This is a genomic window from Ferrimonas balearica (assembly GCF_019802085.1).
Taxonomy (GTDB): domain Bacteria; phylum Pseudomonadota; class Gammaproteobacteria; order Enterobacterales; family Shewanellaceae; genus Ferrimonas; species Ferrimonas balearica_B.
The window spans coordinates 1,589,211-1,615,814 of record NZ_JAHVHV010000001.1; the positions used below are offsets into that span (position 1 = coordinate 1,589,211).

The window sequence follows — 26,604 nt, forward strand, 5'->3', positions numbered from 1 at the left end:
CAATCGCACAGTGGCCGCCATTTCAATCCCCTACGGGGTTTGCCATAATTGCCAGCCCGACTCTCAGCCTTGCAGATCTATGTCCCAGCAAAACGACCCCAACCTCCTGTGCAATCGATTCCGCGGCTACTATCCGGTGGTGATCGACGTGGAGACCGCCGGTTTCAACGCCCAAACCGACGCCCTGCTGGAGATCGCGGCGGTCACGCTGAAGATGGATGAGGAGGGCTGGCTTATGCCGGACCAGACCCTGCATTTCCATGTCACGCCCTTCGAAGGCGCCAACCTGGAGCCCGCCGCCCTGGAGTTCAATGGCATCACCGATCCCTTCAGCGCCCTGCGGGGGGCCATCTCCGAGGGCGAAGCGCTCAGTGAGATCTTCAAGATGGTGCGCAAGGGACAAAAGGCCGCCGGCTGCAACCGATCCATCATCGTCGCCCACAACGCCAGCTTTGATCAGGGTTTCGTCAACGCCGCCGCCGAACGGGCCCGGCTCAAACGGGTGCCCTTCCACCCCTTTGGCAGCTTCGACACCGCCGCCCTGTCGGGCCTGGCCCTGGGCCAGACGGTGTTGGCCAAGGCCTGCCGTGCCGCCGGGATCCCCTTCGACAATAAAGAAGCGCACTCGGCGCTTTACGACACGCAGCGCACCGCCGAGCTGTTCTGCCACATCGTCAACCGCTGGAAGGCCCTGGGGGGCTGGCCCATGGCCACCCCGAGCGCCGAGGACGACTGATTTCGGTGCGGCCCAAAAGGGCAACAAAAAAGGCGACCATACGGTCGCCTTTTTTTGCGCTTGTCAGCCTTACAGGCTTTCGGAGTGCTCAGCCAGGAAGCGGGCTACGCCGTCCGGGGAAGCGTCCATGCCTTGCTTGCCTTTTTCCCACTGAGCCGGGCAGACTTCGCCGTGCTCTTCGTGGAACTGCAGGGCGTCGATCATGCGCAGCATCTCATCAACGTTACGACCCAGGGGCAGATCGTTGATCACCTGGTGGCGAACCATGCCCTCTTTGTCGATCAGGAAGGAGCCACGGAAGGCCACACCGGCTTCCGGGTGCTCTACGTCGTAGGCCTGGCAGATTTCGTGCTTCACGTCGGCAACCAGGGTGTAGCGAACCGGACCGATGCCACCGTCTTCAACGGCGGTGTTACGCCAGGCGTTGTGGGAGAACTGGGAGTCGATGGACACGCCAATCACTTCCACGCCACGCTTCTGGAACTCTTCGATGCGGTGGTCGAAGGCGATCAGCTCAGAGGGGCACACAAAGGTGAAGTCCAGGGGGTAGAAGAAGACTACCGCAGGCTTGCCCTTGATGGCGGAGTGCAGGTTGAAAGTATCGACGATTTCACCGTTACCCAGTACAGCAGCTGCGGTAAAGTCAGGGGCTTGACGACCTACGAGTACGCTCATTTTCCATCTCCAATGGTATTGGTTTAAATTCCGTCGGTTAGGCATCTGCGCTAACCGTTGAGCAGCATAATACGTTCGGTCCTGCCCGGAGACAACCGGATCCCTGTTCTAGTTTTTCGATTGCGCCAGTGGAAAATCCGAATGTCGAATTTGTGTTACCCAGGTAACATTTTCATCCGCAATTTGGGGAATCGGTCGAGCTTTCCCCCATCCGCCTAGACAGAACCATTGGGATCCCTTACAAATGGGGGCTTCGTCGAGTCACACCCCATAACAAGAACGATAGAGAATCGCCTTTCTATGAATGCAGTCATTATTGCCGTCGTCCTGATGCTGGGCCTGAGCCTGGCCCGGGTCAACGTCGTCATCGCCCTGATCACCAGTGCCCTGGTGGCTGGCCTGGCCGCGGGCCTGGGCCTGGGCGACACCATCTCCGCCTTTAACGCCGGCCTAGGGGGCGGCGCCGAAGTGGCCCTGGCCTACGCCCTGCTGGGCGCCTTCGCCGTGGCCCTGGCCCACACCGGGATAACGGACCTGCTCTCCCGCGCCATCATCCGCCGCCTGGGCGGCACCCCGGATGCCGGCGCCGTGCGCAACGTGCGCATCCTGCTGCTGATGGCCATTCTGGCCATGGCGGTGATGTCCCAGAACCTGGTGCCGGTGCACATCGCCTTTATTCCCATCCTGATCCCGCCGCTGCTGCACGTCATCAGCTCCTTGCGCCTGGACCGCCGCCTGGTGGCCTGCATCATCACCTTCGGCCTGGTCACCACCTATATGGCTCTGCCGGTGGGCTTCGGCCTTATCTTCCAGGAGGGGCTGCTGCTGCAGAACCTGCTGGGCAATGGCCTGGGTGAGTTGGTCGAAGGCGGCGACATCGCTCCGCTGGTGGTCAGCGACATCGCCAACGCCATGGTGATCCCGGCCATCGGCATGATCCTGGGCCTGCTGGTGGCGGTGTTCATCAGCTACCGCCAGCCCCGGGACTATGACGAGGCCAAGATCCTGGCCACCGAGCCGGAGCACACCGAGCTCAACCCCCGCCGCATCCAGGTGGCCCTGGTGGCCATCGTCGCCGCCCTGGCGGTGCAGCTGTGGACCGGTTCGATGATCTTCGGTGCCCTTATCGGCTTTGTGATCCTGAGCGTCGCCGGCATCGACAAGGCGGAGATCAGCGCCCAGGATGCCTTTACCAAGGGGGTGCACATGATGGCCAACATCGGCTTTATCATGATCGCCGCCAAGGGCTTTGCCGAGGTGGTCAAGGCCACCGGTGAGGTGCCCATGCTGGTGGAGTCGGTGCAGGGGATCATTGGCGACAACAAGGCCCTGGCGGCCTTTATGATGCTGTTTGTCGGCCTGGTGATCACCATGGGGATCGGCTCCTCCTTCTCCACCATCCCGATCATCGCCACCATCTATGTGCCCCTGGGCCTGAGCTTCGGCTTCTCGGTCCCGGCCATCATCGCCCTGGTGGGCACCGCGGCGGCCCTGGGTGATGCTGGCTCCCCGGCGTCCGACTCCACCCTGGGGCCCACCTCGGGCCTCAACGCGGACGGTCAGCACGACCACATCCGCGATACGGTGATCCCCACCTTCGTGCACTTCAACCTGCCCCTGCTGGCGGCGGGCTGGGTGGCGGCCATGGTGCTCTAAGCCTCCGTTTCGCTTCAAAAAACGCCCCGCTTGTCGGGGCGTTTTTGTTACCATGGCCCGGCCACAACCAGAGCCGCCTTGATGACCTACACCCTTCGCCCCTACCAGCAGGACGCCGTGCAATCGGTCCTCCAGCACTTTCGACGCAAACGCACCCCCGCGGTGGTGGTGCTGCCCACCGGTGCCGGCAAGAGCCTGGTGATCGCCGAGCTGGCCCGGCTGGCCCGGGGGCGGGTGCTGGTGCTGACCCACGTCCAGGAGCTGGTGGCCCAGAACCGGGAGAAGTTCGCCGCCTACGGGCTGGCCAGCTCCCTCTACTCGGCGGGCCTGGGGGAGAAGGACATCAGCGCCAAGGTGGTGTTCGCCTCCGTCCAGTCCCTGGCCCGGGCCCAGGAGCAGCTGACCGAGCCCTACTCCATCGTCATCATCGACGAGTGCCACCGTATCGGTCAGCAGGAGGAGAGCCAGTACCAGAGCCTGCTGGCCACCTTGCGCGGGGCCAACCCCCAGCTGTGCGTACTGGGGCTGACCGCCACCCCCTACCGGCTGGACGGCGGCTGGATCTACCGCCGCCACTACCAGGGCGCCCTGCGCAGCACCGAGCCCAAGCCCTTCGACGAGTGCGTCTATGAGCTGCCCATCGGCCAGCTCATCAAAGGGGGCTACCTGACCCCGCCCAAGATGGTGGACGGCGCGGTGGCCAGCTGGCTGCTCTGCGACGAGGGGGAGGCCCCCAAGCTGAGTCCGGAGCTGCGCGGACGGGCCACCGCCCTGATTTGTGAGCAGCTGATTGAGCAGGCCCAGAGCCGCCAGGGGGTGCTGGTGTTCGCCGCCAGCGTCCGCCACGGCAAAGAGGTGCTCAGCCTGCTGCCCAAAGCGCAATCCGCCCTGCTCACCGCCGACACCCCCAAGGCGGAGCGTCAGGCACTGATCGACGCCTTCAAGGCCCGGGAGCTCAAGTTCCTGGTCAACGTGGCGGTGCTCACCACCGGCTTCGATGCCCCCCACGTGGATCTCATCGCCCTGCTGCGGCGCACCGACTCAGTGGCCCTGTTCCAGCAGATGGTGGGGCGGGGGTTGCGCCTGGCCGAGGGCAAGTCCGACTGCCTGGTGCTGGATTATGCCGGCAACGGCTACTCCCTCTACTCCCCGGAGGTGGGCGAGCCACGCCCCAACCCGGACACTGTCCCGGTCACCGTGCCCTGCCCCAAGTGCGGCCACGACAACGCCTTCTGGGGCAAGACCGACAATGAGGGCGCGCTGCTGGAGCACTTTGGCCGACGTTGCCAGGGCCATCGGGTCGATGAGGCCGACCGCCCCATCCAGTGCGACTTTCGCTTTCGTTATAAAGAGTGCCCGGACTGCCTGGCGGAGAACGACATCGCCGCCCGGGAGTGTGGCGGCTGTGGCAAGGCCCTGGCGGATCCGGACAAGCGCCTGGCGGAGGTGCTTCGCCTCAAGGATTACAAGGTGCTGCGCTGCAGTGGGATCTCCATAGAGGGCACCCAGGCCAAGGACGGTCAGCCCCAGCTGGCGATCACCTGGCACGACGAGGACGGCGAAACCCTCAGCCGGCGCTTTGGCTACGCCACGCCGGCCCAGCGCGGCGCCTTCTACCACCAGTTTGCCCGAGCGCATCTGCGCAGCCCCGGCCTGCCCCTGCGCCTGCCGGACATCGACGCGGTGCTGGCGCAACGGGACAAGTTCCGCCACCCGGATTTTGTCATCGCCCGCTGGGAGAAGAAGCGCTACTGGCGCATCATCGAGACCCTGTTCGACTACCAGGGGCGCTATCGAACCGCCGATGCCGCCGACGGTCGATAACGCCAATCGGATTTTGCGACTTGGCGAATCGCCCTGCGACGGGCATAGTAGCGCCATCACACTATTGCGCCCCACCCAAACGGGGTCACCGAATCCGCCGATGAACTGTGGTATAACGGCTCGGCAAAACAGCATTGGAGAACACTATGTTTGTGGTAATTTTTGGCCGCCCTGCCTGCCCCTACTGCGTCCGCGCCAAGCAGATCGCCGAGTCCCTGCAAGAGTCCCGCGACGACTTCAAGTTCCGCTACGTGGACATGCACGCCGAGGGCGTGAGCAAGGAAGATCTGGAGAAGACCGTTGGCAAGCCGGTGCAGACCGTGCCGCAGATCTTCGTTGACCAGACCCACGTAGGCGGCTGCGATGACTTCGAGGCCTTCGCCAAAGAGAATCTCGGCCTGTACGCCTGAGGCGTCCGACAGCGGAAAAAAGCGGCCATCTGGCCGCTTTTTTTATTGTAAAATAAGGGCCTTATAAACTATCTGGGGGTGAAGAATGCTGGAGTTGCTGCTGACGCAATTTGTCTTACTTTGGGCGGTGATCGACCCGGTGGGTTCCATCCCGGTGTTCCTCTCCCAAACCCAGGGCATGTCGGCATCGCAACAGCGTCGCGTCGCCATCAAGGCGATCGTGATCTCCGCGCTCACCCTGATGTTCTTCCTGATCGCCGGCCAGGTGCTGTTGGAGGCGATGGCGGTGCCCCTGCCCGCCTTCCAGGTGGCCGGCGGCCTGGTGCTGCTGCTGTTCGCCCTGACCATGATCTTCGGCCAGAGCAAGCCCGACTCCGAGATGGCGATGCAGGATGAAAACCTGTGGGACAAGGCGGTCTACCCCCTGGCCATCCCCTCCATCGCCTCCCCCGGGGCCATGCTGGCCATCGTCCTGCTGACCGACAACGACCGATTTGGCCTCAGCCAGCAGGCGATCACCGCCGGCATCATGCTGACGGTGCTGCTCATCACCCTGCTGCTTCTGCTGTTGGCCAACCCCATTCAGCGGGTGATTGGCGCCGCCGGGGCCGCCATCATCAGCCGGGTGATGGGCCTCATCCTCGCCTCGGTGGCGATGAACGAGCTGCTCAGCGGCCTCCACAGCTACTTCACCCAACTGCACGCCTTAAGCTAATCCCATAAAAAAGGCCGGCATTCGCCGGCCTTTTTCGTGCGGGTGCCTTACAGGGCGTACTTGAACGACAGCATAAAGCGGTTCAGCTCGCCGTCGGTACCGTTGGCCCGTTCGTTCTTGGCGTAGAGGTATTCCGCGCCGATGGTCAGCGGTTTGACCGGCGAGTACAGCAGGTTGATGTTGCCGCTGTAGGAGGTCTCGTTGGCCGCGGTGCCATCCAGCAGGGAGGGGTTGTCCGCTTCGAAGGCAGAGGCGGTGATGTTGCTGCGCCAACGGTCGCTCCACCAGTGCTGGTAGGAGACAAAGCCGGACACCGAGGAGATGGTGCTCGCGCCACCAGAGTCTCCCAGGGTTGCGCCGTTGACGAAGTTCAAGGCGATGTAGCGCCCGGCGCCGTCACCGTAGTTCAGCATGAACTTCAGCATGTCACGGTTGAACACCGGCACTACACCGGCAAAGGAGACGCCGTAGCCGGTCTCGCTCTCGTCAAATCCGTCTTCGTCGATCTCCAGCTGACGCAGCAGGCCGGCGATGGAGAAGCTCGAATCCCCCGCTTTGAAGTTGTAGCGGGCCACAAAGTCCGGGATGTAGCTGGAGTCAGACTCGACGCGGCCCCCGCTGCTATTGGTGAAGGTGGCTTTGGGGTTCTCAATGGCCACCTGGAAGCCGCCCGCGGTGTAGCGGATCAGGCCCTGGCGGACAAAGGGCGTCCCTTCAGCGGCCCCCACAAAATCCAGTGCTTCAGGCAGGGCACCGGGGTTTTGGAAGGTGGACCAGGTCTGGCCCGCGGTCCAGTTGTCGAAGGTCACGGTGGCGTGACGCAGGCGGGGGGAGTAGCTGTTGGAGACCCGCTGGTTGCCATCGGAGTGGGTGAAGAAATCCAGTTCCAGGAAAAACTTCAGCTTGTGGCCATCCAGATCACTGGTGGAGGTGAAGTTGAAGCGGGTTTCCCGGGCCTGGAAGTCGGTGACCGTGCTGGCGCGGTCGTCATCACCGTAGATGGTGCCGGGCACGTAGAACTGGCGTGACAGGTCACTGTCTCCCGGCGCGCCGTTGCTGTAGTCGCTGACCATGAGGTCCGCTTTGACGTAACCACCGAACTTGAACTCGGTGTCGGCCTGGGCCAGCGGGGAGGCAGCCAAGACGGCCAGAGCCACCGGCGCCAGTACGGTTTTGGGCAGTTTGAACGTGTTCACCTAGATCTCTCCCTGTCATCGTTATGATCTGAAGGTACTATCTAGCAGTCACATCCAGCTCTGTATTGGCAAAAAGTCGAAAACAGAACAAGAACTTCTGCGCTACTTGTAAACAACATAGTACAGAAAGCGAACACTATTCGAAGAATGTGACGGAACTTTTACCGAAATCAGTAACAAATGCTAAGTAATTTGAATTCCTAGCTTTTGGTATTTCGCGACGCAACTTGGCGCTATTTTGATGACGACGCTCGTCGGGAGCCACGGGATATCGGGAATAAAGGGAAAGCGAAACGAAGGAGAGAAGGAAAATGGTGGGTCGTGAAGGATTCGAACCTTCGACCAATTGGTTAAAAGCCAACTGCTCTACCAACTGAGCTAACGACCCACTGGGGTACTTCGCGAACGGCGAAGCGAAAAAGTGGTGGGTCGTGAAGGATTCGAACCTTCGACCAATTGGTTAAAAGCCAACTGCTCTACCAACTGAGCTAACGACCCACTGGGGTGCCTCGCGGACAGCGAAGCGAAAAAGTGGTGGGTCGTGAAGGATTCGAACCTTCGACCAATTGGTTAAAAGCCAACTGCTCTACCAACTGAGCTAACGACCCACTGGGGTGCCTCGCGGACAGCGAAGCGAAAAAGTGGTGGGTCGTGAAGGATTCGAACCTTCGACCAATTGGTTAAAAGCCAACTGCTCTACCAACTGAGCTAACGACCCACTGGGTGCCTCGCGGACGGCGAAGCGAAAAATGGTGGGTCGTGAAGGATTCGAACCTTCGACCAATTGGTTAAAAGCCAACTGCTCTACCAACTGAGCTAACGACCCACTGGGTGCCTCGCGAACGGCGAAGCGAAAAAGTGGTGGGTCGTGAAGGATTCGAACCTTCGACCAATTGGTTAAAAGCCAACTGCTCTACCAACTGAGCTAACGACCCACTCGGGATGCCGACCTGGTCAGGCTGAACGCCCTCCCCCTGTCGACGGGCGGCTATAATACCAAGTTCGCTTGGCCATGCAACCGGATTTTATGATTTTCTTGCCGCTTGCCCACAAAAGCGCCAAAACGGTCAAAAAATCCAATTTATCCAGCCTAAATAAGCCCTTAGCTACCGTTAATTAAGATGCTTTTGGGCCATCTTAGCCGCGCTGCTGCCGCCGTATTCGCTGATTACTTGCTTGAAAAAGCGCTGGGCGGTGGCCTTATCCCCCTGACGATCCGCAATCAGCCCCTGTTTGAGCAGGGAATCGGACCGTTTGGAGGAGTTGGGGTAGTCATTGGCGACGGTGGCGAACATCTGCGCCGCTTCGCCCAGTTCCCCTTGGTTGTACAGCAGCTGGCCCAGCCAGTAATACGCATTTGCAGTATAGCTGGACTGCGGGTACTGCTCGATGAACTGGCGGAAGGCGGGAATGGCATCGTCGAAGCGACGCTCTTTGGTGGCCAGATTGAGCGCCTGGGTGTAGGCGTCCGCTTCCGAGAGGGAGGAGACGGCACCGCCGGTGGCGCGGCTGGCAGGAGCCTGAACCTGCCCTTGCGGGGCGCTTTGCAGTCGGGCCAGGTCCTGATAGAGCTGGCGCTGGCGTTCCAGCATCTGCTCAATCTGGTAAGCCTGGTTTTCCGCCTGGCCACGCAGTTCGCTGATCTCCCGCTGCATCTGGTCCAGCGTCTGCTGGAGCTGCAGTTGGGACTGGTTTCGGGCCTGCATCTGGCGCTCAAGCCGGTCAACCCGGCTATTGAGATCCCCAGTGCGGCCGCTGGCGGCAGCGTCTACAACGGGAGCGGGCGCAGCCAATGGCTGCGCCCCCCAGCATAGAAGTGCCGTAAGTAATACGACTCGCTTCATGGCTTTCCTATCGGATTAGTACACCAGTACGGCACGACGGTTCTTGGCGTGCGCCGCTTCGGTGGCGGAGCTGTCCAGCGGCTTCTCTTCGCCGTAGGACACAACGGTGATCTGGGAGGAGAGCACGCCCAGACCCTGCAGGTAACGCTCAACGGCCTTGGCACGACGCTCGCCCAGGGCGATGTTGTACTCCGGGGTGCCGCGCTCATCGGCGTGACCTTCGATCAGCACCTTGGTGCTGGGGCTTTCCACCAGGAAGGCCGCGTGGGCTTCCAGCAGTTCGGCGTAGTCACCACGAACGTCGCTGCGATCGAAGTCGAAGTAGATGATGTGCTCTTGGCGCAGCTGCTCGTACTTCTCACGCTGGATCTCTTCCGGGGATTGCACCTGATCGATGGCACCGGTCTGAACACCGGACTCCACCTGCTGCTGGTTGGAGCTGGTGCTGGACTGGGCGTCGGTGTCGCTGGTGGAGCTACAGGCGGTCAGTGCCAGAGCAGGAACAGCAATCAGCAAACCCTTAAGAACTTGGTTCAATTTCATCGGATGAATCCTATTTTACTTTTTAAAAAATACTTCACAGGAACGGCGACCAGGCGGGGGCTTTTACGTTGCCCACCTGCACTGGCAGTCGTGCCTTAAAACGGCCATCCATGGAGACCGCAGCCAAAACTTGTCGACCATTATGGGTGGTGCCATAAATGATCATGCTGCCGTTGGGCGCCACGCTGGGCGATTCATCGAGGTAGGTCTCGGTGAGAACGTCCATGAAGCCGGTGCTCAGCTCCATACGCGCGATGTTAAATCTGCCGTTGGTGCGATTGACCATCACCAGGTATCGACCGTCCGGCGTGATCGAACCGCCGAGGTTCCATTCACCACGGAATGTAAGCCTCTGAATTCGACCGGTTTCCAAATATACTCGATATATCTGAGGCCGACCACCCCGCTCTGAGGTGAACACCAGCGAGTCGCCGTCCGGGGCCCAGCTCGGCTCGGTGTCGATGGCGTAATGGTTGGTGATCCTGTCCAACTGACGGGTCGCCAGATCCAGCACGTAGATCTCCGAGCTGCCGTCCTTGGACAGGGTCATCGCCAGCTTCTTGCCATCCGGTGACCACACCGGTGAGCCGTTGATCCCGGCGTAGCTGGTGACCCGCTCCCGCTGCTGCGTGTAGAGATCCTGGATGTAGATCTCGGAGCGGCGGTTTTCGAAGGACACGTAGGCCAGCTTGCGGCCGTCCGGTGACCAGGAGGGGGACATCAGCGGCTCGCGGGAGCGCAGCAGCACCGTCTCGTTGTAGCCATCATAGTCGGCTACCCGCAATTGGAACTTAAACGGCGCGGCGCTCTCATCCACGGTGACGTAGGCGATCTTGGTCAGAAACGCGCCCTTGACCCCGGTCAGGGCCTCGTACACCAGATCGGAGATACGGTGGCCGTAGCGACGGAACTGCGCCTTGGGGATCACCGTCTCACGGCCTTCGATGATGTGGTCCTTGGTCTGCACCAGACCATTGCCATCAAACCCCTGGGAGTCCCCACCGGTGGCCTGGGCACGGATGAGATCCACCAGCTCGAAACTGACCCGGTACTGGTCCGCCCCCTGCTGACTGATCTTGCCCACCACCACGGCTTCGGCGCCGGTGGCGATCCAGGCTTCCAGATCCATCTGCGCTTCTTCGCTGATTCCGGTGGCGGGCAGCGTTTCGACCGGCAGCGGATTGAAGCTGCCGGAGCGGCGCAGGTCCGAGGTGACCACGTCGCTGATCTGCTCCGGGATGGGGCCCTGCCCCTCCCAGACAAAGGGCACCACGACCACCGGACGGGCGGCGTTCACCCCTTCGGTGATCACGATCTCCAAGGTGGCACGGGCGGGCATGGCCGCCAACAGCACCAGGGCCAGAGCGCCCTGAAGGGTTCTGCGAATCCAGTTGTTTCTCATGTCCTTACAAATCCGGTTTAAAGGTGATGGTCAAATCTTTCATCTGCTGGTACACGTCCGGCTCCGGGGAGACCGGCAGGTTACCGGCGGCGCGAATGGCCGCTTCGGTGGCACGGCACACCTGGGGATCACCGCTCACCACCCGCTGGCTGATGACGAAGCCGTCCGGGGCCAGTGAGAGCCGCACCCGACACTCCTTGCCCCGCATGCTGCGATCTTCCCGCAGGTTGCGCTTGATCGCCTGCTGGATCAGCACCGAGTAGCGGTCCACCTCACTGAGCACCTGCTGCTGACGGGCCGCCGCCAACTGCTCCTGCTCCGCCGCCATCTGGGCGGCCAGGTCCGCTTCCCGGGCCTTGCGAGCCGCTTCTTCGGCCTCACGGCGCTTGCGCTCCTCCTCCTTGCGCTTACGCTCGGCTTCCGCCTTGCGGGCGGCCTCCTCCTCGGCTTTGCGCTTGCGCTCGGCTTCCTGGCGGGCCTGCTCTTCGCGGGCGCGCTGCTCCGCGGCCTGGCGGGCGCGCTCCTCTTCCTGTTGCTGCTTGATCTTGGCCTGCTTGGCGGCCTCTTCCGCTTTTTGGATGTCCGCCTGGCGCTGCTGACGCTCCTGCTCCAACTTGCGCAGGCGTTCCTGCTCCGCCTGACGTTTGCGCTCCGCCTCCTTGGCCTGACGCTCCAGATCCGCCTGGCGCTGACGCTCCGCCTCCCGGGCCGCCGCTTCCTGGGCACGGATCCGTTCGACGTGTTGCTCCACCTGGGCCTTGTCCACCGCCACGGCTTCCACCACCGGCGCGATCCCCTGAGGCTGGGGCTTGGGCTTACTGGAGAAGTCGACACTGACCGCCAGCAGGCCCAGCAGGCCGGCGTGGAGGATCACCGAGATGGTCAGGGGCAGGCCCAGCGGACGGGCCGCTTCGTTTCCTTTCTTACTCATTGGGTTCGGTCATCAATCCGACGGAGGGCACGCCCGCGCTCTGCAGGCTCACCATCAGTTGCACTATCTGGTTGTAGGAGACGTTGCGGTCGCCGTTCACCACCACCGGCCGGTCCGGGTTGACCTGCAGTTCCGCGGCCACCAGGGCGGCCAGCTCATCCAGTTGCAGCGGCGTGTTCTCATCCACCGAACCGTTGTCGAGGAAGTACTCCCCTTCGACATTGACCGAGGCCACCAGCGGCGGCTTGGAGTCGGCGTCGATGGGTTCGGCGCTGGCCTGGGGCAGGTCCACCTTCACTCCCTGGGTGATGAGCGGCGCGGTGGCCATAAAGATGATCAACAGCACCAGCATCACGTCGATGTAGGGAACGACGTTGATCTCCGCCACCTTGCGGCGTCGTTTACGCTGGTATCCGTGCATCATGCGCTGCGCTCTCCGCTGTGGCTGAACGCCTGGCGATGCAGGATGGAGGAGAACTCCTCCATGAAGTTGGCGTAGCTGTTCTCCAGCTTCTCAACCCGGGTGGAGAAGCGGTTGAAGAAGATCACCGCCGGAATCGCGGCAAAGAGGCCCATGGCGGTGGCGATCAGCGCCTCGGCGATGCCGGGGGCCACCATGTTGAGGGTGGCGTGCTGAACGCTGCCCAGGGCGATAAAGGAGTTCATGATCCCCCACACGGTGCCAAACAGGCCGATGTAGGGGCTGGTGGAGCCGATGGTGGCCAGCATGGGCAGGTGCTGCTCCAGCTTGTCCACTTCCCGGGAGAGGGAGACCCGCATCGCCCGGTAGCTGCCGTCCATTACCGCCTCGGCGGAGCGAGAGGACTTGGAGAGGCGGGCGTACTCCTTGAAGCCGTTGGTGAACATCAGCTCCAGGCCGGTGTTCTGGTCGCCGCGGGCGGAGAGCTCCTGGTACAGGTGATTGAGATCCACCCCGGACCAGAAACGGTCTTCGAAACGCTGGGCGCGGCGCTGGGCCTCCTTAAGGGCCCCGTGACGCTGGAAGATCACCGTCCAGGCGGCCACCGACATCAGCAAAAGGAAAATCATCACCAGCTTGACCAGCAGGCTGGCTTCCAGAAAAAGGCCAATAAACGAGATCTCAGCCGGCACGTGCTAACTCCTGTTTGATCGATTGGGGGATTTTACGTGGTGTAAAAGAGTCGGCGCTCAGGCTGCCTATCTTTACCTGGGCCTGGCAATAGACCACACCCGCTTCGTCCAGAAGCTGCTGTTCAAACTGGAGGCTGACGCCACCGAGCTTGGTCAGCCGGGTGACCACTTCGAGCCGCTGATTGAAGCGGGCCGGCAGGACGAAATCCAGGGTCATCTGCCGTACGGCAAACACCAGGTTTTCCTCCAACAGCCGATCCTGCTCGAAGCCAAGGCTACGTAGCATCTCAGTCCGCGCGTGTTCGAAGAAGTTCAAATAATTGGCGTGATAGACCACGCCGCCGGCGTCCGTGTCGGAGTAATACACCCGTACCGGCCAGTGAAATCCCTGGCTCCCCACAATGTACATCGCGTTGTTGTGTTGTCCGGCTACTATACCCGAGGCCGGTGGGGGATGGGAGGTCGGAGATCGTGCTTGCGCAGCATTTGAGCCCTGTTCGGGAAAAAATCCCTTCACATCAGTGACTCAAACGAAAAAAGGGGGCGGCGACCTGACGGGTCACCGCCCCCTTTTGGGCTTAGAGGCGCTCGGGAATGGTGAGGCCGAAGCTGTGCCAGAGGAAGGCGTAGATGTCCCGCTGCTCGGCGATGCGCATCGCCGTGGGCTTACCGGCGCCGTGGCCGGCATTGTGCTCGATGCGGGCGAAGATCGGCGCTTCGCCGGTCTGCGCCGCCTGCATCGCTGCGGTGAACTTGTAGCTGTGAGCCGGCACCACGCGGTCATCGTGATCCGCGGTCATCACCATGGTGGCCGGGTAGGCCCGTTCGGTGACGTTGTGGTAGGGGGAGTAGGCCCGCAGGAAGGCAAAATCCTCCGCCACATCGGCGCTGCCGTACTCCGGTACCCAGGCCCAGCCGATGGTGAACTTGTGGTAGCGCAGCATGTCCAGCACCCCCACCGCCGGCAACACGGCGGCAAACAGCTCGGGACGCTGGGTCAGGGCAGCGCCCATCAGCAGACCGCCGTTGGAGCGGCCATAGGCCCCCATGCGTTCGCTGCGGGTGTAGCCCTCGGCAATGAGGTACTCCGCCGCGGCGTAGTAGTCATCAAACACGTTCTGCTTGTTGTCCCGCATGCCGCCCTGGTGCCAGTGCAGGCCGTACTCACCGCCGCCGCGCAGGTTGGGCACCGCGTAGACGCCGCCCATGTCCAGCCAGGCGATGGTGGCCGGCGAGAAACGGGGGGTCACCGAGATGTTGAAGCCGCCGTAGGCGTACAGCAAGGTGGGGTTGTCGCCGTTCTTCTCCAGGCCCTTCTTGTAGGTGATGAGCATGGGCACACGAGTGCCATCCTTGCTCTGGTAGAACACCTGCTCGGAGACGTACTGCTCCGGGTCGAAGGCCACCTGGGGCAGTCGGTGGGCAGCCACCTGGGGTCCGTCGAAGTCGTATCGGTAGACCCCGGCCGGGTGGATGGTGGAGTTGAAGGAGAAGTAGAGGCTCTTATCGGTGCGACGCCCTTGCAGGCCCACCACTCGACCGGCGCCGGGCAGCGCCAGCTCATGACGGGCTTCGCCGTTCAGTGAGTACACCCTTACATTCGCCAGCACATCTTTCAGGCGCACCACCACGAACTGGTCGTTCACCAGCTTGACGCTGTCGATGGGGTAGTCGCTTTCGGCAACCAGGGTCTGCCATTGCTCGGGCTTCTGGCGGTCGATGGCCACGATGCGGCCATTGGGGGCATCCAGGTCGGTCTTGAAGTAGTAACGGTCACCGTCGTTGCCCAGGAAGCTGAACTCGGCAATGAGCTCCTCCACCAGGGGGGTGACCTGGCCGCTGTCCAGATCCAGGAAGAACACCCGGTTGCGTCGGTCGGTGCCCTGCCAGCCGCTGATCACCAGGGTGCGACCGTCGTCGGACAGCTGGGGAGCAAAACCCCACTCCGGCTGGTCGGGACGCTCAAACACCAGCTTATCCTTGGACTGGGGATCGCCGATGCGGTGGTAGTAGAGCTTCTGGAAGTGGTTCACCTCCTCGAGCTTGTTGCCCCCCTTGGGGGCGTCGTAGCGGGCGTACCAAACCCCCTGCCCGGCTTTGTCCCATTGCGGCGTGGAGAACTTGATCCACTCCAGGGGCTCTCCCAGGGTCTCACCGCTGGTGATGTCGACAAACTGCCAGCGCTGCCAGTCGGAACCGGACTCGGACAGGCCGTACCCCAGAATGTTGCCGTCGGGGCTGACCGAGACGCCGCTCAAGGCCACGGTGCCGGCATCAGAGAGCGTGTTGGGGTCCAGCAGTACCCGCGCCTCGGTGCCGGGCTTGTCCACCACGTAGAGCACCGACTGGCTTTGCAGGCCGTCGTTGCGGAAGAAGAACTCGCGATCGCCCCGGAACCAGGGCGCGCCCACTTTTTCGTAGTTCCACAGCTCGCTGATCCGCGCTTCAATCACCTCGCGGTTGTCGATGGCCGCCAGCTGCGCCTCACCAAACTGCCGCTGGGACTCCACCCAGACCTGGGTGTCGCTGTGTTGCGGGTCCTCCAGGTAGCGGTAGGGATCCGCCACTGCCTGACCGTGCAACTGGTCCACCACGTTCACCGTGGGGCTGACCGGCGCCGAAGGCGGCGCCACCTGGCACCCGGCCAGGACTCCGGTAAAGATCAATGCCCCGGCCAGCGTCCGGCGCGTCATCACACTGTGCATGGTGATACTGCTCCCTGTGTTGTCTTTGTGTTAATTGCCGCCACTCTACCGAGGTGCGATGGCCGCAATCAACTCGCCGCCGACTGGGCACGATGTGAATGACACAGATTTTTTAACCCTGATCACAATGGGGCAATGAACACAAAGCGAACAGGCCAGGGGCAATATCTCGAATGAAATCGCTTCACGATGGGATTAATGACAGTATGACTTCGGTTTTACCGACCCAATACGGCGCTGAGCCCACACCAACCTTGGATTAGTTTTTTTAGGTCTAAAATCGAAATTTTCTAGTTTGATGGTGGGGCACCGTGTCCCTAAAATGGCCCCTGTTTTCGGAACAGTCCGACTGCAAAGTCGCCCAAATCCGACGTTGACGAAGATTAAGCAGTTTCGTCAATGTTCCCTGGTTCTTTTGCTTAACTTCCTTCTTAGATTGTTGATTGCATTCAATCTTACCCGCTGAGTTTCAGCGGGTTTTTTTTTGCCTGCGCGGCGGCCAACAAAAAACGCACGCCGAAGCGTGCGTTGGTCTCAAGGCGCCCGGTTACTGAAACAGAAACACGTAGCCGAGCAGCACGAAGGAGGCGACCACGGCGAACACCACCGGGTAGAGCAGGTAGCCGTCACTGGCCCGGCGCGCGCGGTAGAAGCACAGTTTCATCAGCAGCACGTTGTACCCCACCATCAGCAGCGCCAGCGCGCTGCCATACACAAAGCTCAGTGAATCGATGAACAGGGCGATGCCGCCAAGCAGCAACCAGTCGCCAACGATCAGGTAGAGAAAGAATTTCTGCAGGCGGTCCGGCCCGTATCGTTGAAATGTCGTCACGCTGTGTCCTTAACGCTTCTTTAAGCGGCTGATGGCCGCAAAGAGTTCCAGTAGCTGTTCCTGCTCCACCTGCTCCCAGCGCAAACCGTAGAAATGCAGTGCGCCATTGATGGCGGATTTTCGCACCACCCTGCAGGGCAGCGACAACCCGCCCAGCTCCAGGTGGACGCTGTCCCCCAGTGACATCGGGGCGGCACTGAGCAGGCCGCATCCCCCTTCACTGACGTCCTTCATCGAGCCGGGCCCCAGCACCTTGTCCCGCAGCCAATGGCGACGCACCAGGCGGGCTGAGATCCCGTCGCAGGCCAGGGGCAAAGGCTGGCTGGGATCCTCCCTCAGGGTGAACCTGGGGTGCTCCCGGCGGTTTTTCTCTTCCAGTTCCAGTTCCGTCGGTTGATCGCTCATGCTCACTCCCCGTCGTAACGGCCGCGGGGCTGGTTCGCCTGGGCTTCCTCGGCGGCCAGGGGCACGCTCTGGCCGGAGTGCACGCCGAACAGTCCCCGCAGGTCCTGCTCCGCCCGGGTGGTGAGGATCATCAGCTCAATGCGCCGGTTGGCGCTGGAGCGCGGATCCTCGGGCTCCACCGGCACCTGGTCGGCCATGCCCACCACTTTGAAGAACTGGTGACGGCCGACGCCACCGTACTCCAGGGCCCGGCGTGCCTCCAGGGCCCGCTGGCTGGAGAGCTCCCAGTTGCTGTTCTCTCGACTGCTGAAGTTGGTCGAGTCGGTATGACCGGACACCATAAGGGGGTTTTTCACCTGGTAAAGAAGGGGCGCCAGGGCAAACATCAAATCTTCGAAATAGGGGGTCATGCGACTGCTGCCCCGGGCAAACATGAACTGCTTGAGGTTGTCGCGGATCAGGATCTTAAGCCCCTGGGGCACCACCTGGACCGCCACGTTATCGGCGATGTCCGACTGGCTGATCACCCGCTCCACCTCGCGGGCCAACACCTCCAGCTGGGCCTGGGTTTCCACCGGCCCCGGCAGCAAGCTGGTCAGGCTGTCGCCCTGCCCCGCCGCGGCACCGCGGTCCCCCTTGGGGATCTGATTGACCATCGCCGGACCGGCACGGTCCACCCCGGTGCCCTTGGCGGGCATCACCGCTTCGTTGATGGAGAGGCTGCCGTCCAGATCCAGGATGTGGGGCCGACTGGTGTCCCGGCTCTCGCTGGGATCGTCCAGCACGTTCTCGCCGGTCAGGGCGTGAACGATGGAGGCCCGCTCCTGCTGATCCGCCACCTGCACCAGCCAGAGCACCAGGAACAGGGCCATCATCGCCAGGGTAAAGTCGGCGAACGCCACTTTCCAGGCGCCGCTGGTCTTGGCCGGCGGCGCACTGGTCGGTCGGCTGCGAAACACCACGGTTTCCTTACCCAGGGTCATTACTGCTGCTCCTCAGCCAGGTAGCGCTCCAGTTGCAGGAAGGTCGGCCGGTTCTCCTCCTGGATCATCCGGCGGCCGGCGTCCAGGGCCAGCAACGGCTGCTTGCCGGAGAGCTGGGCCACCAGGATTGCCTTGGCACACTGCAACTGGGCGATCTTGCGGTCGATCAGATGGTGCATGGCGGAGGCTGCCGGCTCAAACAGGCAGTAACAGGCAAACACCCCCATAAAGGTGCCCACCAGGGCTGCGGCCACGTGCACGCCAATCATGGTCAGGGGGCCATCGATGGCGCCCATGGTGATGATGATCCCCATCACCGCCGCCAGGATCCCGAACCCGGGCAGTGCCTCACCGGTACGGTGCATGGCGTGGGAGGGGCGCATGCGGTCCACCTGCAGGCGGTGGATCTCCTCCTCCATCAGGTGCTGGAACTCGTGGGCCTGAAGCTTGCCCATGGATTGCAGGCGCAGGTTGTCCACCAGGAAGTTGAGCAGCATCGGCTGGCGCAGCACCGAGGGGTAGGTCAGGAAGATGGAGCTTTCGAACGGCTTCTCGATGTGTTCGTCCAGGATCTTGAGGCCGTTGAGCTGGATTTGCACCATCAGGGTGTTCATCAGGCCAAACAGCTGGGGGTAGAGTTCGGGGTCCTCCTTCTCACTGGAGACGATCTCCCGAAGCTGGCCCAGGGTGTCTTTGAGCACCGAAGAGGGGTTGGAGATGATGTAGGCGCCGATGGCGGCCCCGAGAACGATGATGATCTCCGCCGGCTGCCACAGGGCCGGCAGGTGCCCGCTGGCCAGTACAAAGCCGCCAAACACCGATGCCACAACAATGATGAGGCCGAAAAACTTGAGCATGGGGTTTCCTTACTGGTCTCGTTCCCAATCCTGGTAGATCGCCTTGAGCTGCTTCACCGCATGCTTGTGCAGCTGGCAGATCCGGGACTCGGTCAGCCCCAGGGTCAGGGCGATCTCTTTAAGGTTCAGTTCGTGTTGGTAGTAGAGGGAGAGCACCAGCTGCTCCCGCTGGTTGAGCTTGGCCAGGGCCGTGGCCAGGGTGCGCTCCTTCTGGAAGCGCTCGGTCTCGTTGCCCTCATGTTCGAAGGCGCCACCCGCCCCGAGCAGTTCATCGAGGCTCTGCAGGGACTCCGCCTGACTGGCGTACAATCGCTCCCGGTACTGCTCGATGGAGAGATCCAGCGCATTGGCCACTTCGTTGTCCTGGGGGGGACGCCCCAGCTCCCGGGTCAGTCGACGCACGGTGTCGTTGAGCTCGTGAGATTGCTGGCGCAGTTGTCGGGGCCGCCAGTCCTGGCGACGCAGCTCGTCGAGGATCGCGCCCCGCACCCGCATGCCGGCGAAGGCGATAAAGCCGTTGTCCGGCTCTCCGGGGTAGCGGCGCAAGGCATCAAGCAGGGCCATCAGGCCGATCTGCTCCATGTCCTCCGGCCCCATCATGGGCCCGCAGTGACTGCGCAGCTGCCCCATGGCCCGCTTCACCAGGGGCAGATACTGGCGCAGGTAGTGGCTTTCGTCGTGTGCCCGGGCCGCCGGCGGTGACACCGGCTCCTGATAGGCGTGTTCGGTTTGCAGCATGGCCCGTCCTTATTGCACAACCAGTCGAGTGAAGAGCACCTCGTCGATCTCCGAGGGGTAACTGTTCTTGGTCAGGGTCTCCCGCAGCAGGGTTTTGACCTCGTCCTGCAAGCCATTGAGATCCTTAAGCTGACTCAGCTCCTCGAACTGCTTCTTGGAGAACAGGTGCATCAGGGCGTTGCGCACCAAGGGTTCGGCGTCGCTGAGCACCTCGCCGAAGCTGTCCGAGGGGCTCTTGATCGCCAGCTCCAGTTGCACGTAGTGCTGGTACTGTTCACCGGGCACGCTGATGACGAAGCGATCGAGCTTGTGGAAATGGGCCGCGCCCTGCACATAGCTGGGGGCATCCTCCGGCTGCCACCACTGGGCGGTCTGGGTGCCGGCCCAGTAGCTCGCCAGGGAGGCGGCCATCAGGATCACCAGGCTGCGAGAGAGGGCTCGGCGGTTCGTCCCTTGAGGTTGCATATCACTCTCCTGCCCTAGGCCAGGGCATCAATCAGGTTGTTATGGTTCTCGGCCTCGACCGGGCCGATTGCGGCGGCGGCCACTTGGGTCACCCCCTCAGCGCGTCGCTCCTCGTAGGGGGAGCGCTTGCCCTCCCCCTCCTGGCCCACCTCCACGTCGACGCTGCCGCCGTGGTGCTGGCCCAATTCATCCCGCAGGCGTTCGGCGCCGCTTTGCAGGGCTTCACGCACCGTCGGGTTGGCGGCATTGAGCTGGACCACCAGGCGCTCGCCCTCCATCCGCACGTTCAGTTCGATGCGCCCCAGTTCCGGCGGATCCAACCGAAGCTCGGCAGACTTGATCTGCTGCTCAAACTGGAAGCGCAGCTGGTCACGCAGGGGGCTGAGCATCTCCCGGGCCCAGTGCTGATGCTCGCTGGGCAGGCTCATCGGCCCCCACTGGTGGGTGGGTTTGGTGGGGCTGGCCAGCTGGCTCAACTGGAACTGAGCCTGGGTAGCGCTGCCCTGGGCCTCCAGAGGACGCAGCTCCGCCACCGCCTCGGCGCTGGCCAGGGCCACCCGACTCTGTCCGGGATTGAGCAGAGCGGTGTTGCCCAGGCGCGCCATCGGCTCGGGGGTCAAAGTGACGCGAGTGGACTGAACCCCATCAACCGTTGCGGCCTGGGTCGCCAGGGCAGCTTGCTGCGGACTCTGGGGTGCGCCAGCTTCGAGGCGCGGTAACACCTGGGGTGGCCGCCCTTCGACGGCCTGGGCTTGGCTTAGGGCCTGCGCCTCGGCCGTGGCGGCCATGGGCGCCAGCGGCTGCGAGCGACTGCCGCCCTCCTGCCCCGGCTGGGGCAGTGTTGCTACCGCCTGAACCGGAACCGGCTGACCCGGTTGGGGTTGGCTTGTCGTCAGGGGCATCAGCTGACCAAAGCCCTCTGTGAGCCCCTCTTCACCGTCCAGAGGTTGGCCGGTGATGGGGTCCGTTGGCGTCCTGCCCTGGGGGGCCTGCATCGCGGTGATCTGCACCCTAGTCTCCACTCAGTTTGGTCAGTTCGTAGGCGCTGAGGCCCTCTTTGTCCTGGCGCAGCTTCTTCATCCGCTGCTCCAGATCCTCCTGGGCGCTCACCACCTGGTGCAGCGCCTCCCGGTGGGCTTCGGCCAGGGCGCGACGGGCCTGGATCTCCCGGGGGTCATCGGTCTTCTCCGCCTGCTGAAGGCGCTGGCGCATCGCCATGTCCACCTTGCGCAGCTGGTCCCAGTCCTGCTTCTCGGCGCACTCCTTGAGCAGCACCGCCAGCTTGCTCCACTGCCGACGCAGGGCGTCGCTGCTGAGCGAAGGCCCACCCGCCTCAGTTGAGGTTTTGCCAGCCGTCTCGTACATCGCGGATCACCTTATCTACGGGTTTCAACAACGTGGCGTCGTTCTTCAAGCTGGCCTGGAACAGCTGCTGGCTGCAGTAGTCGTACAGGCGGTGCAGGTTCTGGGCGATCTCGCCGCCCTGCTCCATGTCCAACGCACTGTCCAGGCCGTGAATGATGTCGAGGCACTTGCCGATGCTGGCCCCTTTGTGCTCCACCCGCTTGGCCTCCAGGTGGCCCTCGGCGCGGGCCAGCTCGTCCAATAGGCCATCGAGCAGCATCCGCACCAGCTCGTGCTGGTTGGCAGCGGCGGCCCGGGCATCCACGTTGGTGTGCTTGTAGGCATCGAAAGGGGATTGTTCTGTAAGCATCGGATTCTCGACTTAGTCGTTGTTTTAATAGAAGTACATGCCGGATTGCTGCATCTGCAGCGTCAACTGTTCCACCCGGACAAACTGGGACAGGTAGCGGTTGTAGACCTGCTCCATTCGCATGTCGTGTTGCTCCATGCGGTCCTCCACCCGGCGGATGTTCTGCTCCATGGAGTCCTGACGGTTTTTCAGGTAACCGTCGTTGTCGGTGTAGGTGGACAGGGTGGTGTCCAGACGGTCAAACAGGCCGCCCTCCTCGGAGAAGAGGTTCTGTACCTGGTTGCCGTGGGTATCCAGGGCGGATTCGAACTCGGCGGTATCCAGCTTGAGCTTGCCATCGCGAGTCACCTCGATGCCGATGTCGGACAGGCGCAGGCCGTCACTGGACTCGGTGTAGAGCTCGGTGCGCAGGCGCTGACTCAGGCTGCGAAGGGCCGCATCGCCGGAAAGCACGCCCACGTCGTCACTGCTGTCCTCATCGTCCTCACCCCCCACCTTTTTGCCGAAGGTGAACTTGCCAATCTCATCGATAAGGGCGTTGTACTCATCGATGAAGGTCTGCACCGACTCGGTGATCGCTTCCTTGTCCTGACCGACGGAAACCCGCAGGGGGCCACCGATGAAGTTGCCGGACTCGTCGGTGGCGTGGGCCTGCTTAAGTTCGATGGTGAGGCCGGAGATCACGTTATCCAGGGTGTTGGACGAATTGCGGATCTCAATGGGGTTGGTCTCCCCCATCAGCACAATGGCGTCCTGGGCCTTGGACATCTCGTTAAGAGTGTTGGTGATGTCGGTGCCGTTGTGCTCGACGGTGATGGCGTTGCCCTCACCGGTTTCGGCGCCGGTAAGCACCAGGTGCACCTTGTCCCCGCTTTGCACCAGGGAAGCCTGCACCCCGGGGTTCAGTTCGGAGTTGTTGATGGCGTCACGCAGCTCATTGAGGTTGCCGTAATCCGCCATATTGAGAGTCATCGACTCGCCGCCGACGCTGAAGGTGATGTCGCCAGCGGGCAGGGGGCCGTCGATGGAGTCAAACTCCCAGGAGAGCTGGTGGGCGCTGGCCAGTTGCTTGACGTAGAACGCGTAATCCCCGGTGGCCGCGTCGCTGCCGGCGGTGATGTTGGCGATGGTCTCGTCGGAGATCTCCACCCCTTTCTGGCTGAAGGCGCCGTCGCTGATCTCCTTCATGCTGGAGCTGAAGCTGTTGAGCTTGCTCTCGATGGCCTTGTACGCCGCCAGCTGGGCTTCGTACTGGGCCTTCTGCACGCTGTAGAGCTGGTCCTTTGGGGCCCGCTCCGCCTGCATCAGCATGTAGGCCATTTCGCTGGGGTTGATACCGGAACTGATCATACTCTCTCCTAATGGAACAGCATCCAAGCAAGCTTGATGCCAAATCGAAATATCTTTTCTATTCAGTGCATTAGCACATAGAGCTTTCGATTATCGGCGCCGACACTTCCGTCTGATTCGGGGGGAAGGAACTCCTTCTTCCGCCTGGATAACCGCAGGTTCTGTCCAGTAAAGGCGGCTCGAGTGGGGGGTAACTTGAATGGCCTGAAGGCCCGCTTGCGGGGCAGTAAGCGCCCCCTAACCCGAGAGAGTGCAGTGAGGCATACCGAGGCTCAGAGCACGCCCGAATGGCGCCATTAAGATGGCTGAGACCGGCCCTGAGAGGCGTTGACCTGGCTCGATGGTAGAGTGGTGCGGTAAGGCGCAATTCACTGCGGCGGCCCGATGACTCATCGCGTATATGGCCCCGAATCGAGGCCATAAAAAAGGGGGCCGAATGGCCCCCTTTTGGTCTCGTCAGTAGCGACTTACAGCAGACCCATTACCAGGCCGCCCATCTGGTTGGACTGGGCCAGGATGTTGGTGCCGGCCTGAACCAACAGCTGGTTCTTGGTCATGTTGGCGGTCTCAACAGCGAAGTCGGTGTCCATGATCCGGCCCTTGGCCGCTTCGGTGTTTTCCACGATGTTGGACAGGTTGTTGATGGTGTGCTCGATGCGGTTGATGTTGGCACCGAAGGTGGCGCGGTGACCGTTTACGGTATCCAGAGCCGCCATGGCGGTATCGATGGCCGCTTGGGCACCAGCTTGAGTGGAGATGTCACCGCCAATGGCTACGCCGGTAGCGTCAACAGTCACGTTCAGCTGATCCTGGCCAGCGTTCAGGGCACCGATTTGGAAGGTCACGCCGCCGGCAAAGGCGTTGAATACGTTCTGGCCGGCAAATTCGGAGCTGGCGACGATACGGTCAACTTCAGCGGACAGTTCCTGGTACTCAGCGTCCAGAGCAGCCAGCTCGTTGGCGCCGTTAGTGCCGTTCGCCGCCTGGGTGGCCAGGTCCTTCATGCGGTAGGCGATGTTGGTCACCTCGTCCAGGGCGCCTTCGGCAACCTGCATCATGCCGATGGCATCCTGACCGTTGCGCATGGCAACAGACATGCCGCGGGACTGGGCTTCCATGCGGTTGGCGATCTGCAGGCCGGCAGCATCGTCCTTGGCAGAGTTGATGCGGAAACCGGTGGACAGGCGCTCCATGGCGGTGCCCATGGCGGAGTTGGAACGACCCAGGGAGTTCTGAGCAACCAGAGAGTTGTAGTTGGTTTGGATAGACAGCATGGGATTCCTCCAGTGAAGTGCTGTTAATTGTCTCACTATCTCAAAACGTCTACGCCAGTGGATTCCTTTAACAAGCCGCCAAAATATTTTCCAGTCTATTGTTTTTATTGGCTTTATCTGGCCTTTCAGTCCCAGGCAGCTGGGTACATTCGGCCCGGTGCACTCCGGACAGAGCGGATTCGACACCGTCGCTCCTTCAACCCGCCCAAGCACGGCCAGTGCCATTTAGACAGAAATCGGGCACAAAAAAACGCCGTCCTGAGACGGCGTTTTTTCTACCGAGCGCTTGGCTACTTCAGCAGATCCGAGACCTGGGCCCGGGAGAGGTTGGCCTGGGCCAACAGAGCCCCCACCTGGCTGGCAAAGGGGGAGCGCTGTAGATCGCGATTGAGATCCTGCAGCAACTCGTCCACCTGGCCGGTGCCGGTGTGACGGCGAATTTTATCCAGTCGCTGACTCACCTTGGCCTGGATGGACTCCAGCTCCCCCAGCTGGGCTTCCACCTTGGAGAGAGTCTTGCGGATTTTCGCCTGGGCCTGCTTGAGCTGCTCCGGGCTGTCGAATCGCCACTCCCGCGGGTCCTGCCAGGGGTAAACCTCCTGGGTCTTCACCGCCACACCGTCTCCGGCGGGCAGGCGCTGGCCCTGGCCGGACATCCAAAGCCCCCCCTCCAGCTTGGCCTGCTGATCGCTGGCAATCATCAGCACAGGTCGGCCGTCGGCCCCCTGGCGCACCTCGATGCCAAGCCCCGACAACCCCTGCTTGAGCGCATCGGTCACTTTGGTGCTATCGACGTTGCCCGGCAGGACGAACTCGCTGCGCTGCTGGCCAAACTGGGCGGTTAGCCGCTCGTCTCTGGGCTTGCTGGCCGCCAGATCGGCGCCCTTGATGGCGTAGTGGCGGGGCGCCGCCCCCTGCTCGCCCCGCACCAGGTTGAGCTGATGATCCAGCAGGGTCTGCCCCCGGTACTGGGCCTTAAGGCCGCTCACCTTGTCACGCAGCTGGCCCATGGCCGCGGCGTTGCCACCGCCATCTCTCAGGGCCAGGTCCACCTGGCGCTTAAGTTGGCTCAGCTGAGTCTTGGCCTGGCGCAGCACCTGGGCCCCGGTCTGGGCCGCCGCCACCTGGTGCTGCCCCTGGCCCACCGCCGCCCAGCGACGGTAGCTCTCGGTACGCCACTGGGGGAGGGCCACGCCCTTCTTGGTGGCCTTGCGCGGGCCCCCTTCGGTCGGCACGCCACCGGCTTGCGCCGGCTGGGACTGGCGTCGCTGTTGTACCGACAGGGCATCGGAGACGGCACTGACCATGGGGGACTCCTTAGAGGTGGTTGAACAGGCTGAGCTGGTTGATCTTGACGTAACTCTGCTGGGTGGCCTGCAGGGCCATCAGGTAGGTGGCCAGCGCCAGGCTGGCCTCAGAGTAATCGAGATCTTCAATCTCGCCAATGAGTTCCTGGTTGAACATGCCGATGTCCTGGTGCGCGGTCTCCAGCAGGTCCATCGCCTGCTGACGGCCACCCAGTTCGGTCATGGTCTGGCCGATGGTCCCCATGGTGCCGTCGATAGCAGTTAATGCGCCATTGAACGCCGCCTCGAAGGCCGGGTCCCCGGGGGCCAGGTTGGGGTCTTCCAGCACGGCGATCCAGTTGTCCATCTCGTTGAAGATGTCGGCGGCCCCGGAGAAGAAGATCGCCCCGGCGGTGTCGTTGCCCTTAACCCAGTTCCCCTCCCCCACCGGGACGTCCCGCTGGTTGAGATCCCCCTGGTAGACCCAGTTGCCGTTGGCGTCCCGGGCCACCGGCGCGGTGTCCACTTCATTGCCGGAGAAGATGTACTTGCCCTTCTCATCCCGGGTGTTGACGTGCTCCACCAGGGAGTCCTGCAGCACCCGAAGCTCGGCGGCGATCCCCTTGCGATCCTCGTGACTGAGGGCGCCGTTGTTGCCCTGCAGGGTCAGATCCCGCACCCGGTAGAGGACGTTGTTCATGTTGTCCAAAGTGGACTCGGAGCGGCTCAGGCTCATCCGCAGACTGGAGATGTTGTCCATGTACTGGATCAGCTGGGCCTGCTCGCGCTGCAGGCTCAGGGTCTGTACCGCGCCCAGGGGGTCGTCGGAAGGGACGTTGATCCGCTTGCCGGTGGACATCTGTTGCATCACCTTGCCGTAGTTGGCCTGGTTCATCTGCATGCTGTTGATGTTTAACCGGTGCATCTGTTGCATGGAAACGCGCATCACT

The 26,604-nt window shown here is 62.3% G+C and carries 28 protein-coding genes and 6 tRNA genes; 5 read left to right on the top strand and 29 right to left on the bottom strand.

What is annotated here, in order from left to right:
• Nucleotides 1-79 precede the first annotated feature (79 nt).
• Nucleotides 80-736, top strand: a complete 657-nt coding sequence (gene rnt / locus KUV81_RS07405; RefSeq protein ID WP_222543185.1) for a ribonuclease T — start codon at nucleotides 80-82, stop codon at nucleotides 734-736.
• 69 nt (nucleotides 737-805) lie between these two features.
• Here the strand turns inward: rnt and KUV81_RS07410 are convergent, their stop codons facing one another.
• A complete protein-coding gene (locus KUV81_RS07410) occupies nucleotides 806-1,411 on the bottom strand; it encodes a peroxiredoxin C (RefSeq protein ID WP_222543186.1) in 606 nt (201 codons plus the stop codon).
• A gap of 300 nt (nucleotides 1,412-1,711) precedes the next feature.
• Here KUV81_RS07410 and KUV81_RS07415 point away from each other — a divergent pair, with 300 nt between their 5' ends.
• The 4 genes from KUV81_RS07415 (at nucleotide 1,712) to KUV81_RS07430 (ending at nucleotide 6,016) form a co-directional block, all read left to right on the top strand.
• Nucleotides 1,712-3,067: a Na+/H+ antiporter family protein gene (locus KUV81_RS07415; protein ID WP_222543187.1), complete on the top strand. Its 1,356-nt coding sequence runs from the start codon at nucleotides 1,712-1,714 to the stop codon at nucleotides 3,065-3,067.
• 81 nt (nucleotides 3,068-3,148) lie between these two features.
• On the top strand, nucleotides 3,149-4,891 hold the full coding sequence (locus tag KUV81_RS07420; RefSeq protein ID WP_222543188.1) for a DEAD/DEAH box helicase: 1,743 nt from the start codon (nucleotides 3,149-3,151) through the stop codon (nucleotides 4,889-4,891).
• A gap of 146 nt (nucleotides 4,892-5,037) precedes the next feature.
• Nucleotides 5,038-5,301, top strand: a complete 264-nt coding sequence (locus KUV81_RS07425) for a GrxA family glutaredoxin (RefSeq protein ID WP_222543189.1) — start codon at nucleotides 5,038-5,040, stop codon at nucleotides 5,299-5,301.
• Between the two features lie 85 nt (nucleotides 5,302-5,386).
• On the top strand, nucleotides 5,387-6,016 hold the full coding sequence (locus KUV81_RS07430; RefSeq protein WP_222543190.1) for a MarC family protein: 630 nt from the start codon (nucleotides 5,387-5,389) through the stop codon (nucleotides 6,014-6,016).
• Between the two features lie 47 nt (nucleotides 6,017-6,063).
• Here KUV81_RS07430 and KUV81_RS07435 read toward each other — a convergent pair whose 3' ends face one another.
• From KUV81_RS07435 to flgL, 28 genes are all read right to left on the bottom strand, one after another.
• Nucleotides 6,064-7,212 carry a DcaP family trimeric outer membrane transporter gene (locus tag KUV81_RS07435; RefSeq protein ID WP_222543191.1) on the bottom strand — a complete coding sequence of 383 codons (1,149 nt, stop codon included), beginning with the start codon at nucleotides 7,210-7,212 and terminating at the stop codon, nucleotides 6,064-6,066.
• A gap of 312 nt (nucleotides 7,213-7,524) precedes the next feature.
• A tRNA-Lys gene (locus KUV81_RS07440) sits at nucleotides 7,525-7,600 on the bottom strand.
• Nucleotides 7,601-7,634: 34 nt separating this feature from the next.
• Nucleotides 7,635-7,710 (bottom strand) — tRNA-Lys (locus KUV81_RS07445).
• A 34-nt stretch (nucleotides 7,711-7,744) separates the two neighbouring features.
• Nucleotides 7,745-7,820 (bottom strand) — tRNA-Lys (locus KUV81_RS07450).
• A 34-nt stretch (nucleotides 7,821-7,854) separates the two neighbouring features.
• A tRNA-Lys gene (locus tag KUV81_RS07455) sits at nucleotides 7,855-7,930 on the bottom strand.
• Between the two features lie 32 nt (nucleotides 7,931-7,962).
• Nucleotides 7,963-8,038: transfer RNA gene (locus KUV81_RS07460), tRNA-Lys, on the bottom strand.
• A 33-nt stretch (nucleotides 8,039-8,071) separates the two neighbouring features.
• Nucleotides 8,072-8,147, bottom strand: a tRNA-Lys gene (locus KUV81_RS07465).
• A gap of 177 nt (nucleotides 8,148-8,324) precedes the next feature.
• Nucleotides 8,325-9,056, bottom strand: coding sequence for a tol-pal system protein YbgF (gene ybgF, locus KUV81_RS07470; RefSeq protein ID WP_222543192.1), 732 nt, complete (start codon nucleotides 9,054-9,056; stop codon nucleotides 8,325-8,327).
• 15 nt (nucleotides 9,057-9,071) lie between these two features.
• Entirely contained in the window at nucleotides 9,072-9,599 is a 528-nt protein-coding gene (gene pal / locus KUV81_RS07475; RefSeq protein ID WP_222543193.1) for a peptidoglycan-associated lipoprotein Pal, read from the bottom strand.
• 34 nt (nucleotides 9,600-9,633) lie between these two features.
• Nucleotides 9,634-11,001 (bottom strand): Tol-Pal system beta propeller repeat protein TolB, encoded by a 1,368-nt coding sequence (tolB, locus tag KUV81_RS07480; protein WP_222543194.1) that lies wholly within the window; start codon nucleotides 10,999-11,001, stop codon nucleotides 9,634-9,636.
• Nucleotides 11,002-11,005: 4 nt separating this feature from the next.
• A complete protein-coding gene (gene tolA, locus KUV81_RS07485; protein WP_222543195.1) occupies nucleotides 11,006-11,932 on the bottom strand; it encodes a cell envelope integrity protein TolA in 927 nt (308 codons plus the stop codon).
• Nucleotides 11,925-12,356, bottom strand: a complete 432-nt coding sequence (tolR, locus tag KUV81_RS07490; protein WP_222543196.1) for a protein TolR — start codon at nucleotides 12,354-12,356, stop codon at nucleotides 11,925-11,927. The genes tolA and tolR overlap by 8 nt, the downstream gene beginning before the upstream one ends.
• On the bottom strand, nucleotides 12,353-13,045 hold the full coding sequence (gene tolQ, locus KUV81_RS07495; RefSeq protein ID WP_222543197.1) for a protein TolQ: 693 nt from the start codon (nucleotides 13,043-13,045) through the stop codon (nucleotides 12,353-12,355). Before tolQ ends, tolR begins: the two co-directional genes overlap by 4 nt.
• Nucleotides 13,035-13,454, bottom strand: coding sequence for a tol-pal system-associated acyl-CoA thioesterase (ybgC, locus tag KUV81_RS07500; protein WP_222543198.1), 420 nt, complete (start codon nucleotides 13,452-13,454; stop codon nucleotides 13,035-13,037). The genes tolQ and ybgC overlap by 11 nt, the downstream gene beginning before the upstream one ends.
• Before the next feature lie 169 nt (nucleotides 13,455-13,623).
• Nucleotides 13,624-15,750 carry a prolyl oligopeptidase family serine peptidase gene (locus KUV81_RS07505; RefSeq protein ID WP_261389218.1) on the bottom strand — a complete coding sequence of 709 codons (2,127 nt, stop codon included), beginning with the start codon at nucleotides 15,748-15,750 and terminating at the stop codon, nucleotides 13,624-13,626.
• 547 nt (nucleotides 15,751-16,297) lie between these two features.
• Nucleotides 16,298-16,582, bottom strand: a complete 285-nt coding sequence (locus KUV81_RS07510; RefSeq protein ID WP_222543199.1) for a hypothetical protein — start codon at nucleotides 16,580-16,582, stop codon at nucleotides 16,298-16,300.
• 9 nt (nucleotides 16,583-16,591) lie between these two features.
• Entirely contained in the window at nucleotides 16,592-16,987 is a 396-nt protein-coding gene (locus tag KUV81_RS07515; RefSeq protein WP_222543200.1) for a PilZ domain-containing protein, read from the bottom strand.
• A gap of 2 nt (nucleotides 16,988-16,989) precedes the next feature.
• Nucleotides 16,990-17,970: a flagellar motor protein MotB gene (locus KUV81_RS07520; protein WP_222543201.1), complete on the bottom strand. Its 981-nt coding sequence runs from the start codon at nucleotides 17,968-17,970 to the stop codon at nucleotides 16,990-16,992.
• Complete coding sequence (gene motA, locus KUV81_RS07525; RefSeq protein ID WP_222543202.1) at nucleotides 17,970-18,827, bottom strand: flagellar motor stator protein MotA; 858 nt, start codon at nucleotides 18,825-18,827, stop codon at nucleotides 17,970-17,972. Before motA ends, KUV81_RS07520 begins: the two co-directional genes overlap by 1 nt.
• A gap of 9 nt (nucleotides 18,828-18,836) precedes the next feature.
• Nucleotides 18,837-19,565, bottom strand: coding sequence for an RNA polymerase sigma factor FliA (locus KUV81_RS07530; protein WP_261389219.1), 729 nt, complete (start codon nucleotides 19,563-19,565; stop codon nucleotides 18,837-18,839).
• Nucleotides 19,566-19,574: 9 nt separating this feature from the next.
• Nucleotides 19,575-20,030, bottom strand: coding sequence for a flagellar basal body-associated protein FliL (gene fliL, locus KUV81_RS07535; protein WP_222543203.1), 456 nt, complete (start codon nucleotides 20,028-20,030; stop codon nucleotides 19,575-19,577).
• A gap of 14 nt (nucleotides 20,031-20,044) precedes the next feature.
• On the bottom strand, nucleotides 20,045-21,040 hold the full coding sequence (locus KUV81_RS19855) for a flagellar hook-length control protein FliK (RefSeq protein WP_222543204.1): 996 nt from the start codon (nucleotides 21,038-21,040) through the stop codon (nucleotides 20,045-20,047).
• 1 nt (nucleotide 21,041) lies between these two features.
• Nucleotides 21,042-21,395: a hypothetical protein gene (locus KUV81_RS07545; protein WP_222543205.1), complete on the bottom strand. Its 354-nt coding sequence runs from the start codon at nucleotides 21,393-21,395 to the stop codon at nucleotides 21,042-21,044.
• Nucleotides 21,364-21,744 (bottom strand): flagellar export chaperone FliS, encoded by a 381-nt coding sequence (gene fliS / locus KUV81_RS07550; protein ID WP_222543206.1) that lies wholly within the window; start codon nucleotides 21,742-21,744, stop codon nucleotides 21,364-21,366. The genes KUV81_RS07545 and fliS overlap by 32 nt, the downstream gene beginning before the upstream one ends.
• Before the next feature lie 24 nt (nucleotides 21,745-21,768).
• Nucleotides 21,769-23,094, bottom strand: a complete 1,326-nt coding sequence (fliD, locus tag KUV81_RS07555) for a flagellar filament capping protein FliD (RefSeq protein ID WP_222543207.1) — start codon at nucleotides 23,092-23,094, stop codon at nucleotides 21,769-21,771.
• 467 nt (nucleotides 23,095-23,561) lie between these two features.
• Entirely contained in the window at nucleotides 23,562-24,368 is an 807-nt protein-coding gene (locus KUV81_RS07560) for a flagellin (RefSeq protein WP_222543208.1), read from the bottom strand.
• 290 nt (nucleotides 24,369-24,658) lie between these two features.
• Nucleotides 24,659-25,675, bottom strand: a complete 1,017-nt coding sequence (locus KUV81_RS07565) for a hypothetical protein (RefSeq protein ID WP_222543209.1) — start codon at nucleotides 25,673-25,675, stop codon at nucleotides 24,659-24,661.
• 10 nt (nucleotides 25,676-25,685) lie between these two features.
• Nucleotides 25,686-26,600, bottom strand: a complete 915-nt coding sequence (gene flgL, locus KUV81_RS07570; protein WP_222543210.1) for a flagellar hook-associated protein FlgL — start codon at nucleotides 26,598-26,600, stop codon at nucleotides 25,686-25,688.
• Nucleotides 26,601-26,604: the final 4 nt, after the last annotated feature.